The sequence below is a fragment of the Dactylosporangium sucinum genome, assembly GCF_014647515.1.
Lineage (GTDB): Bacteria > Actinomycetota > Actinomycetes > Mycobacteriales > Micromonosporaceae > Dactylosporangium > Dactylosporangium sucinum.
The window spans coordinates 86,861-104,029 of record NZ_BMPI01000021.1; the positions used below are offsets into that span (position 1 = coordinate 86,861).

A 17,169-nucleotide genomic window follows, 5' to 3' on the forward strand; every position below is an offset into this window, starting at 1 on the left:
GTTCAGCCGGAAGTCACCCGGCGGATCACCAGCAGGGCCACGTCGTCGTCGCGCGAGCCGGCGCTCAGCGTGGCGAGCAGCTCGTCGCAGAACGCCTCGAGGTCGCCCTCGCCGACGCCGGTGACCGCGGCGCACAGCTGGTCCAGGCCCTCGTTGAAGGTGTGCCCGCGGTCCTCGATGAGCCCGTCGGTGACCATGACCAGGGCCTCCCCGGGGGCGAGCGTGAACGCGACCTCGGCGTCGTGCGGCACGGCCACCCCGAGCAGCGCGACCCGCCCCTCGACGAGGCGGACCCGGCCGCCGAGGACCCGCAGCGGCGGCGGGTGCCCGGCGTTGGCCAGGTGCGCCTCGCCGGTGGCCAGGTCGATGCGCAGCAGGCACATGGTGGCGATCTCCTCCGGCAGGAACCGCAGCATCATGCGGTTGAGCCGGTCCATCGTGGTGCCGGGCGCGTGCCCCTCGGCGAGGTACGCCCGCAGCGCGTGCCGCACCTCGGCCATGATCGTCGCGGCCCGCAGCGAGTGCCCGGCGACGTCGCCGATCGCCGCCACCAGGTGCCCCTCGACCGCGACCACCTCGTAGAAGTCGCCGCCGACCGACGCGCGCTCGCTGGCCGGCTGGTAGCGCACGGCGATCTCGTAGCCGGGGAACACCGGCAGGCTGGCCGGCAGCATGCTGCGCTGCAGGGTGAGCGCGATGCGCCGCTCCTCGTCGTAGCTGCGCAGCGCCTCGACCGCGAGGGCCATCGCCTGGCCCAGCTGGCGCAGCACGTCGGCGTCGTCGTCGCCGAAGCCGGCGGCGGGCACCGCGAGGTGCAGCGGCTCGCGGCCGGTCTTGGCCCTTGCCACCACCCGCCACACCGGCCCGTCCCACCACGGCCCCGACTCCTGCCGGAACAGGTCGGTGCCGATCTCGCCGCCGAGCGGGTCCTCGGCGAAGCGGTCCGGCCAGGCCGGCCGGGCGTGCGGCGCACCGCCCGGCACGTCGACCTGCACGGCGATCGCCCCGGTCGTCGCCGACGCCGCGGCGATCGCGGCCGGGCCGTCGAACACCCGGGCGGCCCCGGCGGCGGCGCGGCGCAGCAGCTCGGGCAGCGTGGTGGCGGCGTTCACCGCGGCCGTGGTCTCGACCAGCCGGGTGAGCCGGCCGGCGAGCCGTTCCGCCCGGCGGCGGGCCCGGTAGTACCGCAGCATGGCCTGCACCGTGGCGAGCAGCTCGTCGGGGTCGATCGGCTCGGCCAGGTAGGCGTCGGCGCCGCGGCTGAGCCCCTGCGTGCGGTCGACCACGTGGACGGCGGTGGCCGAGACGTGGATGACCGGGACGGCCGAGGTGCGCGGGTCGGCCTTGATCCGCTCGGCCACCTCGAACCCGTCGATGTCGGGCAGCCGCACGTCGAGCACGACCAGCTCGACGTCCTGCCGGGCGAGCAGGTCGAGGGCCTCGGCGCCGGTCGCCGCCTCGCTGACCCGGTGCCCGGCGCGGCGCAGCCAGCTGGTGATGACGTACCGCTTGGACGGCGTGTCGTCCACGACGAGGATGTCGGCCGGCTCGGTCACCGCAGCAGCCGCCCGACCACCTCGGCGACCGCCGCCCGGGACACCTCGGACTTGGGGAGCACCGCGGCGGCCCGGTCGAGGGCGCCGGCCGGCAACTCGGCCGGGTCGGCGGCCGTCACCACGACGACCACCACGTGCGCGAGGTCGGGGTGCTCGCCGAGCCCAGCGAGCAGCTCGGTGCCGTCGCCGCCGGGCATGCGCAGGTCGAGGAAGATGACGTCGGGGCGCTCGCGCACGGCGATGGCGAGGCCGGAGCGGGCGTCGGCGGCCTCGGTGACCTCGGCGGCGATCCCGCCCAGCGCCTGCCGCAGCAGGTGCCGGGCGGCCGGGTCGTCGTCGACGAGGAGCGCCCGCGCGACCGAGGAGGGCCCGGGCGCGGCCTCGGCCGGCGCCGGGCGCAGCGGCAGCGACACGGTGAACGTGCTGCCCTCCCCCGGCTCGCTGACCATCATGAGGCCGCCGCCGAGCAGCCCGGCCAGGCGGCGGGCGTAGGGCAGGCCGAGGCCGGTGCCGCCGGCCTGGTGGGCGCCGCGGACCTGGTGGAACTCCTCGAAGACGCGCCGCTGCTCGGCGAACGGGATGCCGATGCCGGTGTCGGCGACGACGAGCAGCAGCTGGTCGCCCTCGACCCGGCCGGCCATGCCGACGCTGCCCCGCTCGGTGAACTTCAGCGCGTTGGTGAGCAGGTTGCGCAGGATCTGGGTGAGCAGCACGTCGTCGGAGACGAGCTCGGCGGCCGGCGGCTCGTCGACCTCCAGCTCCACGCCGGGCTTGGCGAGGGGTCGCAGGGTGCCGCGCAGCTGGCCGAAGACGGCGGCGAGGTCGACCGGGGCGAGGTTCGGCTCGATCCGGCCCGACTCGGCCTTGGCCAGGTCGAGCAGGTCGTTGACCCGGTCGAGCAGGTCGCCGGCCGAGCCCTGGACGAGCTGCAGCTGGTGGGTCTGCTCGGCGGTGAGCGGCTCGGAGCGCGGGTCGAGCAGCAGCCGGGCGAGTCCGATGATCGCGGTGACCGGCGCGCGCAGCTCGTGGGAGACGTTGGCCAGGAAGCGGCTCTTCGCCTCGTTCGCGTCGCGCAGCTGGGCGGAGCGCTCGTCCAGCTCGGCGTAGAGCGCGACGACGCCCTGGTTGGTCTGCTCCAGCTCCTCCGACAGCTGCGTGTAGAGCGCCATGACGCCCCGGTTGGTCTCCTCCAGCTCGGCGTTGAGCTGCAGCAGCTCGTCGCGGTGCGCCTGGACCTGCTCCAGGGCGGCGACCAGCTGCCGGTTCTGCACGCTGAGCTCGTCGAGGGCCGTCGTCGGCGCGCTGGCGGCCAGGACCTCCCGCGCGGCGTCGAGCCGCTGCGGGTCCGGCCGCCCGGGCAGGCGCCGCGCCAGCACGATCCGCTCGTCCTCCACCCGCACCTCGTCCATCAGCCGCGCGGCGGACGCCACGCCCTCACTGACATCAGTACCCATTGCGGCCCCGGAGACCACAATCACCAGCCGCGGTCGAGGCGCCTCCTCGGTGGTGAAGGTCACCGTCGCGCCCGGCAGCTGCCGGCCGATCTCGCTCAGCGCGGTCGCGACCCGGACCTGGTCCTGGTGCTCCATGCCGAGCGCCGCGGCCACCTCCCGGCCGCGCTGGCGCAGCACGAACACGGCGTGGTCGTCGTGCAGGACCAGGCGCAGCAGCGGCGCGGCGGCGCTCACGGCCGGGTCCCGGCGACGGCCACGCAGGCGTCGTCGCGGCGCACCCCGGCGTCGCGCAGCACGGTGGCGGCGACGAGCAGCGGGTCGTGCCGGGACAGGCCCGGGTAGTCGCGCAGCGACCACCGGTCGGACACGCCGTCGGTGTGCAGCACGAGCACCGCGCCCGCCGGCAGCTCGTAGGCGAACTCGCGAACGCCGCGGGACTGGTGCCCGACGATGCCCGGCATGGTGACCAGGCCGCGCCGCTCGCCGTCGGGGAACGCGATCGCCCCGGCCACGTTGCCGAGGCCGGCGAACCGGACGTCGCGGCCCTCGATCCGGGCCACCGACACGGCCGCGCCGCGGGTGTGCGAGACGGTGCGGTGCAGGTGGTCGAGGATCGCCGCGGGCGCGTCGAGGTCGGTGCGCAGGAAGCCGTCGGCGCAGGCGGCCGCGGCGGCGGCGGCGAGCGCGCCGTGGCCGAGGCCGTCGGCGACCAGCAGGAGCAGCGCGCCGTCGTGCACGCGGGCCGCATACCGGTCGCCGCAGACCTGCTCGCCGGTCATCGGCCGGGACAGGCCGGCGACCGGCGGACCGGTGGCGTCGCCGGCCGGCTCCGGCCACAGCCGCACGGCGTAGACGGTGCCCCGGCCGGGCACGGAGAAGCCGGTGGCGGTGTCGGAGAGCCGCTCGACGGCGCCGAGGCCGATGCCGAGCGTCCCGGCGGTCGAGTGCCCGTCGGCGCTGGCGAACGGCAGGTCGGCCATGCCGGGCCCGCGGTCGACGGCGACCAGTTCGACGCCGCCGATGGCGCCGTGGCGCAGGATGCGCACCGACAGCGTGCCGGCGTCGGCGTGCCGGTGCAGGTTGCTGGCCAGCTCGGCGGCGACGATCGCCACCTCGCCGGCCCGCTGCTCGGTGAAGCCGAGCCGGCGGGCGGCGTCGACGGCGAGCCGGCGGGCGATCCCGGCCGCGCCGGCGTCGCCGACGGTGACCCAGCCGAGCTCCTCGACCGTCGGTGGTGCGCCGGGGGCGCTCACCGGGCCCACTTGGTCACCGCGATGCGCGTGCCGGTGCCGGGCGCCGTCTCGATGTCGAACTCGTCGACGAGCCGCCGGGAGCCGCTGAGGCCCAGGCCGAGGCCGGACCCCGTGGTGTAGCCGTCGGTGAAGGCGAGGTCGAGGTCGGCGATGCCCGGCCCGCTGTCGACGAACTCGGCCCGCACCCCGGCCCGGCGGCCGTTGTGCACGCCGCCGACGAGCGCGTATCCGCCACCGCCGTGGATGAGGGTGTTGCGGGCCAGCTCACTCGCCGCGGTGACCAGCTTCGTCTGGTCGACCAGCGGCAGCTTGGCCGCCACGGCCGCCAGGCGCACCGCCTGGCGCACCCGCACCACGTCCTTGTCGTCGCCGATGTCGAGCCGGGTCAGCTCGCCCGTGCGGGACTCAGGCGCCGTCATCGTCGGCAATCGACAGCACGCCGACGCCGTGGATCCGGCGCACCTCGGCCAGGATCTCCAGGGCCTTGTCGACGTTGAGGGCGGTCCGCACCCCGTTCAGCGACAGTCCCAGCTCGACGAGCGTGATCGCGACCGCCGGCCGCATGCCCACGACGACCGTCTCGGCGTCGAGGACGCGCGACACGGCCGCGATCGTGGACAGCATCCGGCCGATGAACGAGTCGACGATCTCCAGCGCGGAGATGTCGATGACGACGCCGTGCGCGCCGGTCTCGACGATCCGGTCCGACAGGTCCTCCTGCAGCTGCATCGCGGTCTGGTCGTCGAGGTCGATCTGGATCGACACGAGCAGGATGTCGCCGATCTTCAGGACGGGCACCCGGTCCATCAGACCGCCTTGCGCTTGACCAGGTCGACACCGCTCGCGCGGAGAGCGTGCTGCAGCGCGTCGGCGAGGCTCGACTTGGTGACGATGTCGCCGAACTCGATGCCGAGCGCGACGACGGTCTGCGCGATCTGCGGGCGGATGCCGGAGATGATGCACTCGGCGCCCATGAGCCGGGCCGCGACGACGGTCTTCAGGATGTGCTGGGCGACCTGGGTGTCGACGGCCGACACGCCGGTGATGTCGACGATCGCGAAGCCCGAGCCGGTGTCGACCAGCGTCTGCAGCAGCTTCTCCATGACGACCTGGGCGCGGGCCGAGTCGAGCGTGCCGACGAGCGGCACGGCGACGACGCCGTCCCAGAGCTTCACGACCGGCGTCGACAGCTCCAGCAGCTGCTCGGTCTGGTCGGCGATGATCGCCTCCCGGGCCTTGGCGTAGGTCTCGAACGTGAACAGGCCCATCTCGTCGACGAGCAGCGACAGGACGAGGAAGTCGGCCGACACCCCGTCGGTGTCCCCGGACCCGGCCAGCCCGAGGACGACCTCCTTGACGGTGAAGACCAGGTTGGCGGTCTCGGTGGGGGTGAAGCCCTGGCGCGCCCACTCCTGCGACAGCTCGGCGAGGGCCGCCCGCGACTCGCCGGCGCCCATGCCGGTGAGCTCGCCGTCGCCGTCGCCCTCCAGCATGCCGAGCAGCGCCGCGTAGACGTCCCCGACCTGCCGGTTGAGCTCGGCCTCGGTGAGCCGGCCGCGCAGCGTGCGCGCCGCGAGCTCGGCCCACCGCTTGACGATCTCCTCCTCCTGCGAGCGCAGGAGCGCGCTGAGCCGCTGCTTCGCCTCGGCGTTCACCTTCACCAGTGTCTCTCCCGTCCGCCTCGGTGCGTCGGACCAGACGGTACCGCCCCCGCCGGTCAGCGGCGAACGCGGACCCTTTGCTGTAGTGCAAATGTCATCATCGGAGGTCCCGGAAGAAGCCGCGGACGTCGTCCACCAGCAGATCGGCGGCCTCCAGGGCGGCGAAGTGGCCGCCGCGCGCCGGCTCGCTCCAGTGGGTGACCGTGTTGGCCTGCTCGGCGTACCGGCGGATCGCCAGGTCGCCGGGGAACACGGCCACGCCGGTCGGGACGCCCGACGGGGTGGGCCAGTCGCCGGAGTGCATGAGCTCGTAGTAGATGTTGGCCGCGCTGCCGGCGGCGCCGAAGAGCCAGTAGAGCATGACGCCGGTGAGGATGCGGTCGCGGTCGATCGGCTCGTTGCTCCAGGCGCGGACCTTCTCCAGGATCCAGGCGAGCTGCCCGACCGGCGAGTCGGTGAGGGCGTGGGCGAGCGTCTGCGGCCGGGTCGCCTGCAGCTGGAAGTAGCCGTTGCCGTCGGTCTGGAACCGCTGGATGCCGGCCACCCGCTCCCGCTCGGCGTCGGTGAGCCCGTCCTCGTCGACCGGCCCGAACGGGATGAACCCGACCGTCGCCGCGTTGACGTGCACCCCGGCCACGTGCCCGGTGGCCACGCGGCCGAGGTCGGGCCCGACGATCGCGCCGATGTCGCCGCCCTGCACGCCGTAGCGGTCGTAGCCGAGCAGGGCCATCAGCTCGGCGAGCGCCCCGGCGACCCGCCGCGCCCCCCAGCCCTCCCCCGCCAGCGGGGTCGACGGCCCGAACCCGGGCAGCGACGGGACCATGACGTGGAAGGGGTCGCGCTCGTCGGTCGTCAGCGGCCCGATGACGTCGAGGAAGTCGGCGAAGGAGCCCGGCCAGCCGTGCAGCAGGACCAGCGGCAGGGCGTGCGGGTGGGGCGAGCGGACGTGCAGGAAGTGGACCGGCTGGCCCTGGATCTCCACGGTGTACTGCGGGTGCTCGTTGAGCAGCGCCTCCTGCTTGCGCCAGTCGTAGCCCTCGGCCCAGTACTCGGCGAGCTCGCGCAGGACGTCCACGGGCAGGCCCCGCTCCTCCCCGCCGGGCAGCTGGGCGGCCCAGCGGGTGGCCCGGATGCGGTTGCGGAGGTCGTCGAGGTCGGCCTGCGGGACGGCGAATTGGAACGAACGGATCGTCATGCCCACGACGCTACGGAGGATCGCGGTCAGGTCCTGTCCTGATCGTGGAACGGGACCTGACCGCGGTCGTGCGGTGGGGTCAGATGAGGCCGAGGCGCTCGACGGCGGAGCGCTCCTCCTCCAGCTCCGCCACCGACGCGTCGATGCGGGCGCGGGAGAACGCGTCGATGTCGAGGCCCTGCACGATCTCCCAGCGGCCGCCCGACGAGGTGACCGGGAAGGAGGAGATGAGGCCGGCCGGCACGCCGTAGGAGCCGTCGGAGACGATGGCGGCCGAGGTCCAGTCGCCCTCGCGGGTGCCGTTGACCCAGTCGTAGACGTGGTCGATGGCGGCGGAGGCGGCCGACGCGGCCGAGGAGGCGCCGCGGACCTCGATGATCTCGGCGCCGCGCTTGGCGACGCGCGGGATGAACTCGTTCTCCAGCCACTGCTGGTCGCCGACGGCCTCGGCGGCGTTGCGGCCGGCGACGGTGGCGTGGACGATGTCCGGATACTGCGTCGCGGAGTGGTTGCCCCAGATCGTGACGTTGCGGATGTCGCCGGCGGTCACGCCGAGCTTCGCGGAGAGCTGGGCGACGGCCCGGTTGTGGTCGAGGCGGGTCATCGCGGTGAACCGCTCGGCCGGCACGTCCGGGGCGTTGCGCTGGGCGATGAGGGCGTTGGTGTTGGCCGGGTTGCCCACCACGAGCACCCTGATGTCGTCGGCGGCGCCGGCGTTGATCGCCTCGCCCTGCGGCTTGAAGATGCCGCCGTTGGCCTCGAGCAGGTCGCCGCGCTCCATGCCCTTCGTGCGCGGGCGGGCGCCGACGAGCAGGGCGACGTTGGCACCGGAGAAGGCGCCCTTCGGGTCGTCGAACACGTCCACCCCGGCCAGCAGCGGGAACGCGCCGTCCTGCAGCTCCAGCGCCGTGCCCTCGGCGGCCCGCACGGCCTGCGGGATCTCCAGCAGCCGCAGCTTGACCTTCGTGCTCGCGCCGAGCAGCTGCCCGGACGCGATGCGGAACAGCAGGGCGTAACCGATCTGGCCGGCCGCGCCGGTCACGGTGACGTTGACGGGCGTGTCGCTCATGAGACTTCTCCAGCAGCAGTGGCGGGTAGGGCTCTTCGGCATCAACCTACAGCGGCACGTCCGGGCGGGAGCATTCGATGAGGTACCGCGTGGTGTGTGCCACGAACGGCCCGTGGTCCCGGATCCGCTCGTGCAGCTCGGCCAGCTTGTCGCGGTACCCCTCGACGGTGAACCCCGGCACGATCCAGATCACCTTCCGCAGGTACACCGCGACCGCCGCGACGTCGAAGAACTCCATCCGCAGCGTCGCCTCGCGCAGGTCGACCACCCGCAGGCCCACCCGCTCGGCGTCGGCGACCGCCCGCGCCGGGCTGCGCCCGTCGCCGACCGGCTGCGGCCCCATCATGAAGTCGGTGAGGTCGGCGGCGGTGCCGACGCCGACGTGCTGGGCGAAGTAGGTGCCGCCGGGGGCCAGGACGCGGGCCAGCTCGGGCCAGTTCACCGACACGGGGTGCCGGCTGGAGACCAGGTCGAACCGGCCGTCGGGGAACGGCAGCGGCGCGTCGTCGGGGACCTCGGCCACCTCGGCCCGCCACGGCGCCAGGGCGGCGCGGGCCAGGGCGGCGTTCGGCGGCCAGGACTCGGTCACCGCCAGTACCGCCGGAACCTCCGCCGCGCCGGTCAGCGCCGCGCGCACCACCTCGCCGCCCCCGGTCTGCACGTCCAGCGCGGCGCGCGCCGCCGCGTACCGTCCCGCGAGCCGCCGGGCGTACCCCCAGGGCGGACGCTCCTCGGTCGCCCGGGTCGGCGGGCCTGCGAACCAGGAGAAGTCCCAGCCCTCGACCGGCACGCTCGCACCCTCGTCGAGCAGCGATTCCAGCGTTCGCACGATTGCACCTTCCGTCGCCGGGGCATCACCCGGATATGACGATCATTCCGCAGACCGCCCCGCTGTGGCTGGCCACCAGCGCGGACGACGAGATCGTGGCCGGCCGGGTCATCGGCTGGCAGACCGGGCACGTACAGCCGCTGCCGCTCGTCGCGTGGACCGACGAGACCGGCCGGCTGCACCGGGTGGGCACGCCGGTGCACCCGGTCGTGTGGCTGGGTGAGACGCGCGGGGAGGCGGTCGAGTCGGCGGCGCGGGAGACGAGGCCGGCGGCGTCAGGCAGCGGCCGCCCGTAGCTGGTCGGTCGTCTCCCGGAAGATCTCGGCGAGCGGCCGGACCAGGTCGGGGCGCTCCTCCATGAGGTCGCCGAGGCGGACCCGCCACAGGCCCGACTCGAGCGCGGCGGACTCGTAGCCGTAGCCGCGCACCATCCGGGCGCGGGAGTCCATGACGAGCTGCCCCCACGGCGGGCCGGCCTGCTGGTTGAGCCAGTTGGCGAACCACACGGCCCAGTCGTTGTCGGCTGACGCGTGGACGATCACCCGGGCCCCGTCCCACGCGACGCGCTGCAGGTGCGGCGTCGGCATCCATCGATCGTGGACCCGGCCGGCGAGCTGCGCAAGTACCGTACCGTTCGCTGGTATGCCTACCATCCAGTACACCGGCCGGCCCGGGGTCCTCGACCTTTCGTGGGGCCATCCGCACCCGGATGCGCTGCCCGTCGGTGACTGGGCCGCGGCGACGGAGGCCGCCCTGCGGGAGTTCGGCTGGCGGGCCCTCGCATACGGCTACGAGGCCGGCCCGGTCGAGCTGGCGCAGTGGCTGCGGGAGCGGCTCGCCGTGACCGACGGGCGCGCCCCGGCGCCGGGCGAGGTGTTCGTGACGGCCGGCGCCTCGCACGCCCTGGAGCTGGTGTCGACCCAGCTCGTCGCGCCCGGCGACGTCGTGCTCGTCGACGCGCCGACCTACCACCTGGCCCTGCGGGTCCTGGCCGACCGGCGGGCCTCCCTCGTCGAGGTACCGCCGGATCCCGACGCTTTCGAGGAGACCGTGACGCGGCTGCGCCGGGCCGGTCGGAGGGTGTCCTTCTACTATCTCGTGCCGACGTTCGGCAACCCCACCGGCGCGTCCCTGCCGGCCGCGGCGCGCCGGGCGCTGCCGGCCGTCGCCGACCGGCTCGGGGTGCCGGTGGTCGAGGACGACACGTACCGCGAGCTGGCCTACGACGATCCCGCGCCCCCGTCGCTGTGGGCGTCGTGCGAGGGGGCGCGGGTGGTGCGGATCGGCTCGTTCGCCAAGTCGGTCGCGCCGGGCCTGCGGCTGGGCTGGCTGACCGGCCCGCCGGACCTGGTCGCGGCCCTGGTCGACCGCGGGTACGTCGACAGCGGCGGGGGCGTCAACCACACGGTGGCGCTGACGATGGCCGCGTTCGGCCGTTCGGGCGCGTTCGCGCGGCACGTGGCGTCGGCGGTGGCGCGCTACCGGGCCCAGCGGGACGCGCTGGTGACCGCGCTGCACGCCGCGGGGGTGGCGTGCCCGGTGCCGGCCGGCGGCTGGTTCGTCTGGCTCCCCGGCTCGTCGGCGCTGCTCCCGGCGGCGGAGGCGGCCGGCGTGTCGTTCGTGCCCGGCCGCCGGTTCTTCGCGAGCGGCGGCCCCGACGACCACGTGCGGCTGTCGTTCTCGATGCTGGGCCCGGCGGAGCTGGCCGAGGCCGCCCGCCGGCTGGCCCCGCTGCTCACGCCGTCATGACGGCTCAGGCGACCGTCCGCGCGCGGCCCGACAGCCACGCGAAGAGCGCCATCGCGGCGGTCAGGCCGCACAGGACGACGACCGGGACCGTCCACGAGCCCGCCGCGTCGCGCAGGGCGCCGACGAGGACCGGGCCGCCGGCCGCCAGGAGGTAGCCCGTCGACTGGGCCATCGCCGACAGGGCCGCGGCCTGGCGGGCGTCCGTCGTGCGGAGGCTGAACAGCGACAGGCACACCACGATCGCCATGCCGGCGCCGAAGCCCGCCACGAGCACCGCGGCGAGCGCCCACCACGGGTTCCACGGCAGCCACTGCAGGCCGGCCAGGCCGGCGCCGATGCAGGCCGCGCAGCCGAGGCCGACCAGCCGCTGGTCGGAGCGGGCGCGCATGAACAGCGGGACGATCAGGTTGGCGGCGACGGCCGCGGCGAGGTACCCGAACAGGTGCCACCCCGCCACCGCCGGGGCGATGCCGTGGTCGCGCTCGATCGTCGGCAGCCAGGTGATGAGGACGTAGAAGGCGAGCGACTGCGTGCCCATGAACAGGGTCACCTGCCAGGCCAGGACGCTGCGCCAGGGCAGCGGCGCGCGGGCCGCGCCGCTGGCGCCCGGCTCGGCCGACCGCACCGACGGCGCCCACACCACCAGCGCCACGACGACCAGCAGCGCCCACGACGCCAGGGCCCAGCGCCAGCCGGCCAGCGCCGCGGCGAGCGGGACGGCCGTGCCGGAGGCGACCGCCGCGACCACGCTCTGCGTCGCCGAGTAGCCGCCGGTGACCGGGGCGACCCGGTCCGGGAAGTCGCGCTTGACGACGCTGGGCAGCAGGACGTTGAAGCAGGCGATGGCGGCGCCGACGGCGACCGTGCCGATCCACAGCTGCGCGGGCAGCGACCGCACCGCGATGCCGCCCGCGAGCAGCAGCAGCGCGATCCCCAGGCTGCGCTCCAGCCCGGCCCGGCCGGCGACGAGCGGCGCGACGAGCGAGAACACCGCGAACGCGAGCAGCGGCAGGGTGGTGAGCAGCCCGGCCGCGGCCGAGGACAGGCCGAGGTCGGCGCGGATGTCGCTGACGAGCGGGCCGACGGAGGTGAGCGGGGCCCGGCCGACCGCGCCGATGAGCAGCACGCCGAGCAGCAGCCGTCTCACGCCAGCTCCGCCGCGATCGCGCGCAGCGCCTCGGTGAGGTCGCGGCCCGACGGCGCGTTGGCCGGGTCGATGAGCCACTGGGCGATCAGCCCGGTCAGCAGCGCCTGGTAGAACGAGCCGACCTGCTGCGCCTTCTCCCGCTCGACGGCGGCGTCGATCTGGTGGAACACGTGCGCCCACAGCGCCCGGGCGCCCTGCATGCCGTCGGCGAGGAGGCTGCGCAGCTCGGGCGCGTGGTCCATCTGCAGGACGGCGTCGAACGTCGCGACGAGCATCGGGCGGTGGGCGGCCATGGTGTCGAGCACGCGCGTCCAGTACGCCTCGAAGCGGGCCAGGCCGGTGAGCTCCTCCCCGCCCGGGCCGAGCAGCACGGCGGCCAGCTCGTGGCCCCAGGTCTCGATGGCCCGCATGAGGGCGGCGTTGAGCAGCGCCTCCGTCGAGCCGTAGTGGTAGCCGATCGAGCCGAGGTTGGTGCCGGAGGCGGCGACGATGTCGCGGGCGGTGGTGCGCGCGTAGCCCTTCTCGTAGAGGCAGCGGACCGCGCCGTCGAGGAGGTCTTCGCGGTGTCCCATGGGCGGTGATCATAGTATACGCACGTTCTATACAAGCGTATAAGACACGCGTATAGTCGCCGGGCATGGACATCCTCGTCTCGGGCGCCGGCATCGCCGGGCCCGCCCTCGCGCACTGCCTGCACGCGCACGGCCACCGGGTCACCGTCGTCGAGCGGGCGCCGGCGCCGCGGCCCGGCGGCTGGGCGGTCGACTTCCGCGGCCGGGTCCACCTCGGCGTCCTGGAGCGCACCGGGCTGCTGCCGCTGGTGCGCCCGCACGCCACCCGCACCGGCGACCTGGCGGTCGTCGACGGTGCCGGGCGCCGGGTGGCGACCATGCCGGCCGCCGCCTTCTCCGGCGACCTGGAGGTGCTGCGCGGCGACCTCAGCCGGGTGCTCGTCGCCGCGACGCGCGAGCACACGCGGTACGCCTTCGGCCGCCGGATCAGCTCGATCGAGCAGGACCCGGACGGGGTCGACGTCACCTTCGACGACGGGTCGGGCGGGCGGTTCGACCTCGTCGTCGGCGCCGACGGGCTGCGCTCGGCCGTGCGGCGGCTGGCGTTCGGCGACGACCCGGGGGCGCTGCGGCCACTGGGCCTGTTCGGCTGCGTGTTCAGCGTGCCCGGGACCTGGGACGACGTGCTCTACAGCGAGCCGGGGCGCTCGGTCACCGTGGCCTCCCCACACGGGCGCGACGCCGTCGCACAGCTCTTCTTCACCCTCTCACAGCAGGTGTACGGGCGGGAGCGCGCGACCGTCACGGCAGCGTTCGAGGGCGCCGGGTGGCGGGTGCCGGAGCTGCTCGACGCGCTGTCGCGCTCCGACGACTGGTGGTTCGACGAGGCCACGCAGGTGGTCCTGGACCGGTGGTCCACGGGGCGGGTCGTGCTGCTCGGCGACGCGGCGCACGCCGCCGGCCCGGGCGGCAACGGCACCGGCCTGGCCGTCGTCGGGGCCTACGTGCTGGCGTCGGAGCTGGCTTCCGGCGACGTGCCCTCGGCGCTCGCGCGCTACGAGGCGGTCATGCGGCCCTATGCGGCCACCTGCCAGAAGCAGGCGGCGGGCGGGGCCGCGTTCCTGGCGCCGGCCACCGACCGGCAGATCGCGCAGCGCAACCGGTTCTTCCGGCTCATGGGTGGATTACCGCCGCTGCGGCGGTTGTTCGCCCGGATGGCGACCCGCACGGCGACCGCCGTGCGACTGCCGGACTATCAGTGGCCTGGGTCACATGTGGTTGCCTGATGGGAACAGAGGGAACGGTTTGTAACTTAAGCCTGGCACGCTCAACTACTGATGGCAGGTGTGTCATGGCAACCCTTCCGGTTCTTCCGCTGAACGACGACGTCCTGCTTCCCGGCATGGTCATCCCCGTCACGCTCGACGCCACCACCCAGGCGGCCGTCGACGCGGCGCGCGCCGCCGGCGACAAACGGGTCCTGGCGGTCCCGCGGCTCGACGGCGAATACGGTTCGTTCGGCGTGATCGCCGTCCTCGAGAAGGTCGGCCGACTCCCCAGCGGCGAGCCGGCGGCCGTGATCCGCGGCCTGCAGCGGGCCCGGATCGGCGCCGGCGTGCCCGGCCCCGGCGCGGCCCTGTGGGTCGAGGCCGCCCCGGTCGACGAGCCCGCACCGGCCGGCAAGGCCCGCGAGCTCGCCCGCGAGTACAAGGCCCTGGTCATCGGCGTGCTCCAGGAGCGCGGCGCCTGGCAGGTCGTCGACACCGTCGAACGGATGACGGACCTGTCCGAGCTCGCCGACTCCGCCGGCTACGCGCCGTGGCTCACCCTCCAGCAGAAGATCCAGCTGCTGGAGGCGCCGGACGTGACCGCCCGGCTGGAGCTGCTCGTCGAGTGGGCCCGCGCCCACGCGGCCGAGCAGGAGGTCAACGAGAAGATCAACCACGACGTGCGCGAGGGCCTGGAGAAGACCCAGCGCGAGTTCCTGCTGCGCCAGCAGCTGGCGGCGATCCGCAAGGAGCTCGGCGAGGACGAGCCTTCCGGCTCGGCTGACTACCGCTCCCGCGTGGAGTCGGCCTCGCTTCCTCCGGTTGTCCTGGAGGCAGCGCTGCGCGAGGTCGGCCGGCTGGAGCGGGCCAGTGACCAGTCGCCCGAGGCGGGCTGGATCCGGACGTGGCTGGACACGGTGCTGGAGATGCCGTGGAACGAGCGCACTACGGACAACACGGATCTTTCGGACGCACGGGCGGTGCTCGACGCCGACCACGCCGGCCTGGCCGACGTGAAGGACCGCATCCTGGAGCACCTCGCGGTGCGCAACCGGCGCGCCGCGCAGGGCCTGGAGGTCGTCGGCGGCCGCGGCTCCGGCGCCGTGCTCGCCCTCGCCGGCCCGCCCGGGGTCGGCAAGACCAGCCTCGGCGAGTCCGTCGCGCGGGCCCTCGGCCGCAAGTTCGTCCGGGTCTCCCTCGGCGGCGTCCGCGACGAGGCCGAGATCCGCGGCCACCGCCGCACGTACGTCGGCGCGCTGCCCGGCCGCATCGTCCGCGCGCTGCGGGAGGCCGGCTCGATGAACCCGGTCGTGCTCCTCGACGAGGTCGACAAGCTGGCCGTCGGTTACGCCGGCGACCCGGCCGCGGCCCTGCTGGAGGTGCTCGACCCGGCGCAGAACCACACGTTCCGCGACCACTACCTCGAGGTCGACCTCGACCTGTCCGACGTGCTGTTCCTCGCCACCGCCAACGTGGTCGACAGCATCCCCGGCCCGCTGCTGGACCGGATGGAGCTGGTGACCCTCGACGGGTACACCGAGCAGGAGAAGGTCGCCATCGCCCGCGACCACCTGCTGCCCCGGCAGCTCTCCCGCGCCGGCCTGACCCCCGCGGAGTTCTCCATCACCGACGACGCGCTGGCGGCGATCGCCGGCGAGCACACCCGCGAGGCCGGCGTCCGGCAGCTGGAGCGCGCCCTGGCGAAGGTCCTGCGCAAGGTGGCGGTGGCCCTGGCCGGGGACTCGTCCGCGGTGCACGTCGACGCCTCCTCCCTGGCGCTGTACCTGGGCCGTCCCCGGTTCACCCCGGAGTCGGCCGAGCGCACCGCCGTCCCCGGCGTGGCCACGGGCCTCGCGGTGACGGGCGCCGGCGGCGACGTGCTGTTCATCGAGGCGACGTCGATGGAGGGCGAGCCCGGCCTGACCCTGACCGGCCAGCTCGGCGACGTCATGAAGGAGTCGGCGCACATCGCCCTGTCGTACCTGCGCTCCAACGGCCGCCGGCTCGGCATCGACCCGAACGAGCTCGCCGGCCGCCGCATCCACCTGCACGTCCCGGCGGGTGCGGTGCCGAAGGACGGCCCCAGCGCCGGCATCACGATGGTGACCGCCCTGGCCTCGCTCGCGACGGGCCGCCCGGTCCGCCCCGAGTTCGGCATGACGGGTGAGGTCACCCTGGCCGGCCGGGTCCTGCCGATCGGCGGCGTGAAGCAGAAGCTGCTCGCCGCCCACCGCGCGGGCCTGACCGAGGTCATCATCCCGAAGCGGAACGAGCCCGACCTGGACGACCTGCCGGAGGAGGTTCGCTCGCAGCTGACGGTCCACGCCCTGGCGGACGTGGCCGACGTCCTGGCCCTGGCGCTGCGCCCGGCCGGCGACCCGGCGGTGCCGGACCTGCTGACGGTCGCCTGACCGCTGCGGCGGTGTTCGCGCGGCCCGCGCCCTTCCCGGGCGCGGGCCGCTCGCGCTCTTCCCGGGACTCTGTTGTGCAGGACGAGGTCCGAATGGCGCCGGAAAATGTCGTACCCGGGGCATAGGGTTCGGGCCGTGGTTGTTGCTGAGGTTGTGTTCGACACCGCCGCGGTCCGGCGGGCCCGCAAGATCCTGCGCCTCCTGCGGGTGCGTTACCCCGACGCGCGGCTGGAGCTCGACTTCGCCTCGCCCCTGCAGCTGCTGGTCGCCGCCGTCCTGGCCGCCCAGACGCTCGACGAGCGCGTCAACGCCGTGACCCCGGCCCTGTTCGCGCGCTATCCCACGGCCGCCGACCTGGCCGCCGCCGAGCCGGCCGAGATGGAGCAGATCCTGGTCCCGGTCGGTTACTACCGCAAGAAGACCCAGTCGGTGATCGCCCTGGCCGCCGCGCTGGTCGAGCACCACGGCGGCGAGGTCCCCCGCACGGTGGACGAGCTGGTCGCCCTGCCCTGGGTCGGCCGCAAGACCGCCAACATGGTCCTTGGCAACGCGTTCTCCATCGCCGCCGTCTCCGTCGACACCCACGTGAGCCGCGTGGCCGAGCGCCTCGGCTGGTCCCCGGCCCGCGACGTCGACACGGCCGAGGTGGCCATCCGCACCCTGTTCCCCCGCAAGGACTGGGTCGAGGCCAACCTCCTGCTGATCCTCCACGGCCGCCGCACGTGCCACTCCCAGAAGCCGGCCTGCGGCGCCTGTCCCCTGCTGGCCGACTGCCCGTCGGCCGGCCTGGCCGGCAAGGGCGAGCTGGACCCCGACAAGGCCCGCGCCCTGCTCAAGGACCCGGCGTAGCGCCCCCGCCCCGATCCGGAGCCCGGCCGAGAAGCCCGGCCCGTCCACGACAGCGGCAGCCCCCGCCACCACCCCGGCCGCCACGCCATCGCTCGCCATCGCTCGGCCTGCACTGGCGCCGGACCCCGGCGGCCCGGCGCGCCGCGCAGCCAGCCGCCGCGCAGCCAGCCGCCGCGCAGCCAGCCGCCGCGCAGCCAGCCGCCGCGCAGCCAGCCG

At 74.7% G+C, this 17,169-nt stretch carries 17 protein-coding genes; 5 read left to right on the forward strand and 12 right to left on the reverse strand.

Annotated features, from left to right (window positions below):
- Window positions 1-2: 2 nt before the first annotated feature.
- The 9 genes from IEZ31_RS22260 to IEZ31_RS22300 all read right to left on the reverse strand — a co-directional run bounded on the left by IEZ31_RS22260 (window position 3) and on the right by IEZ31_RS22300 (window position 9,017).
- Window positions 3-1,556 (reverse strand): fused response regulator/phosphatase, encoded by a 1,554-nt coding sequence (locus IEZ31_RS22260; protein WP_190251857.1) that lies wholly within the window; start codon window positions 1,554-1,556, stop codon window positions 3-5.
- Window positions 1,553-3,244: an ATP-binding response regulator gene (locus tag IEZ31_RS22265; protein WP_190251858.1), complete on the reverse strand. Its 1,692-nt coding sequence runs from the start codon at window positions 3,242-3,244 to the stop codon at window positions 1,553-1,555. The genes IEZ31_RS22260 and IEZ31_RS22265 overlap by 4 nt, the downstream gene beginning before the upstream one ends.
- On the reverse strand, window positions 3,241-4,263 hold the full coding sequence (locus tag IEZ31_RS22270; RefSeq protein WP_229835735.1) for an ATP-binding protein: 1,023 nt from the start codon (window positions 4,261-4,263) through the stop codon (window positions 3,241-3,243). The genes IEZ31_RS22265 and IEZ31_RS22270 overlap by 4 nt, the downstream gene beginning before the upstream one ends.
- On the reverse strand, window positions 4,260-4,682 hold the full coding sequence (locus IEZ31_RS22275; protein ID WP_190251860.1) for an anti-sigma regulatory factor: 423 nt from the start codon (window positions 4,680-4,682) through the stop codon (window positions 4,260-4,262). The genes IEZ31_RS22270 and IEZ31_RS22275 overlap by 4 nt, the downstream gene beginning before the upstream one ends.
- A complete protein-coding gene (locus IEZ31_RS22280) occupies window positions 4,669-5,070 on the reverse strand; it encodes an STAS domain-containing protein (protein ID WP_190251861.1) in 402 nt (133 codons plus the stop codon). The genes IEZ31_RS22275 and IEZ31_RS22280 overlap by 14 nt, the downstream gene beginning before the upstream one ends.
- Window positions 5,070-5,924 carry an STAS domain-containing protein gene (locus tag IEZ31_RS22285; protein ID WP_190251862.1) on the reverse strand — a complete coding sequence of 285 codons (855 nt, stop codon included), beginning with the start codon at window positions 5,922-5,924 and terminating at the stop codon, window positions 5,070-5,072. Before IEZ31_RS22285 ends, IEZ31_RS22280 begins: the two co-directional genes overlap by 1 nt.
- Window positions 5,925-6,021: 97 nt before the next feature.
- Window positions 6,022-7,119 (reverse strand): epoxide hydrolase family protein, encoded by a 1,098-nt coding sequence (locus IEZ31_RS22290; RefSeq protein WP_190251863.1) that lies wholly within the window; start codon window positions 7,117-7,119, stop codon window positions 6,022-6,024.
- A gap of 79 nt (window positions 7,120-7,198) precedes the next feature.
- Window positions 7,199-8,188: a malate dehydrogenase gene (locus IEZ31_RS22295; protein ID WP_190251864.1), complete on the reverse strand. Its 990-nt coding sequence runs from the start codon at window positions 8,186-8,188 to the stop codon at window positions 7,199-7,201.
- Window positions 8,189-8,234: 46 nt separating this feature from the next.
- Window positions 8,235-9,017, reverse strand: coding sequence for a methyltransferase domain-containing protein (locus tag IEZ31_RS22300; protein ID WP_190251865.1), 783 nt, complete (start codon window positions 9,015-9,017; stop codon window positions 8,235-8,237).
- A 35-nt stretch (window positions 9,018-9,052) separates the two neighbouring features.
- On the opposite strand from IEZ31_RS22300, the gene IEZ31_RS22305 reads away from it, so the two are divergent.
- Window positions 9,053-9,313 carry a hypothetical protein gene (locus IEZ31_RS22305; RefSeq protein ID WP_190251866.1) on the forward strand — a complete coding sequence of 87 codons (261 nt, stop codon included), beginning with the start codon at window positions 9,053-9,055 and terminating at the stop codon, window positions 9,311-9,313.
- Here the strand turns inward: IEZ31_RS22305 and IEZ31_RS22310 are convergent.
- A complete protein-coding gene (locus tag IEZ31_RS22310; RefSeq protein ID WP_190251867.1) occupies window positions 9,293-9,604 on the reverse strand; it encodes a hypothetical protein in 312 nt (103 codons plus the stop codon). The genes IEZ31_RS22305 and IEZ31_RS22310 overlap by 21 nt on opposite strands.
- Before the next feature lie 55 nt (window positions 9,605-9,659).
- Here IEZ31_RS22310 and IEZ31_RS22315 point away from each other — a divergent pair, with 55 nt between their 5' ends.
- Window positions 9,660-10,766: an aminotransferase-like domain-containing protein gene (locus IEZ31_RS22315; RefSeq protein ID WP_190251868.1), complete on the forward strand. Its 1,107-nt coding sequence runs from the start codon at window positions 9,660-9,662 to the stop codon at window positions 10,764-10,766.
- A 4-nt stretch (window positions 10,767-10,770) separates the two neighbouring features.
- Here IEZ31_RS22315 and IEZ31_RS22320 read toward each other — a convergent pair whose 3' ends face one another.
- Together IEZ31_RS22320 and IEZ31_RS22325 are read right to left on the reverse strand one after the other, a co-directional pair.
- A complete protein-coding gene (locus IEZ31_RS22320) occupies window positions 10,771-11,913 on the reverse strand; it encodes an MFS transporter (protein ID WP_229835736.1) in 1,143 nt (380 codons plus the stop codon).
- Window positions 11,910-12,485: a TetR/AcrR family transcriptional regulator gene (locus IEZ31_RS22325; protein WP_190251869.1), complete on the reverse strand. Its 576-nt coding sequence runs from the start codon at window positions 12,483-12,485 to the stop codon at window positions 11,910-11,912. The genes IEZ31_RS22320 and IEZ31_RS22325 overlap by 4 nt, the downstream gene beginning before the upstream one ends.
- A 65-nt stretch (window positions 12,486-12,550) precedes the next feature.
- Between IEZ31_RS22325 and IEZ31_RS22330 the strand changes: the two genes are divergently transcribed.
- The 3 genes from IEZ31_RS22330 (at window position 12,551) to nth (ending at window position 16,953) form a co-directional block, all read left to right on the forward strand.
- The gene (locus IEZ31_RS22330) at window positions 12,551-13,711 is read left to right on the forward strand and encodes an FAD-dependent monooxygenase (RefSeq protein WP_190251870.1); all 1,161 of its coding nucleotides are present in this window, start codon (window positions 12,551-12,553) and stop codon (window positions 13,709-13,711) included.
- 65 nt (window positions 13,712-13,776) lie between these two features.
- Complete coding sequence (gene lon, locus IEZ31_RS22335; protein ID WP_190251871.1) at window positions 13,777-16,104, forward strand: endopeptidase La; 2,328 nt, start codon at window positions 13,777-13,779, stop codon at window positions 16,102-16,104.
- Between the two features lie 135 nt (window positions 16,105-16,239).
- Complete coding sequence (gene nth / locus IEZ31_RS22340; protein ID WP_229835737.1) at window positions 16,240-16,953, forward strand: endonuclease III; 714 nt, start codon at window positions 16,240-16,242, stop codon at window positions 16,951-16,953.
- The last annotated feature ends 216 nt before the right edge of the window (window positions 16,954-17,169 follow it).

Excerpts from the sequence above, each read along its gene's own strand:
- IEZ31_RS22275 (WP_190251860.1), bottom strand. The coding sequence starts at position 4,682 with ATGACGGCGCCTGAGTCCCGCACGGGCGAGCTGACCCGGCTCGACATC.
- IEZ31_RS22290 (WP_190251863.1), bottom strand. The coding sequence starts at position 7,119 with ATGACGATCCGTTCGTTCCAATTCGCCGTCCCGCAGGCCGACCTCGAC.
- IEZ31_RS22310 (WP_190251867.1), bottom strand. The coding sequence starts at position 9,604 with ATGCCGACGCCGCACCTGCAGCGCGTCGCGTGGGACGGGGCCCGGGTG.
- IEZ31_RS22330 (WP_190251870.1), top strand. The coding sequence starts at position 12,551 with ATGGACATCCTCGTCTCGGGCGCCGGCATCGCCGGGCCCGCCCTCGCG.
- IEZ31_RS22315 (WP_190251868.1), top strand. The coding sequence starts at position 9,660 with ATGCCTACCATCCAGTACACCGGCCGGCCCGGGGTCCTCGACCTTTCG.
- IEZ31_RS22280 (WP_190251861.1), bottom strand. The coding sequence starts at position 5,070 with ATGGACCGGGTGCCCGTCCTGAAGATCGGCGACATCCTGCTCGTGTCG.
- lon (WP_190251871.1), top strand. The coding sequence starts at position 13,777 with ATGGCAACCCTTCCGGTTCTTCCGCTGAACGACGACGTCCTGCTTCCC.
- IEZ31_RS22305 (WP_190251866.1), top strand. The coding sequence starts at position 9,053 with ATGACGATCATTCCGCAGACCGCCCCGCTGTGGCTGGCCACCAGCGCG.
- IEZ31_RS22325 (WP_190251869.1), bottom strand. The coding sequence starts at position 12,485 with ATGGGACACCGCGAAGACCTCCTCGACGGCGCGGTCCGCTGCCTCTAC.
- IEZ31_RS22295 (WP_190251864.1), bottom strand. The coding sequence starts at position 8,188 with ATGAGCGACACGCCCGTCAACGTCACCGTGACCGGCGCGGCCGGCCAG.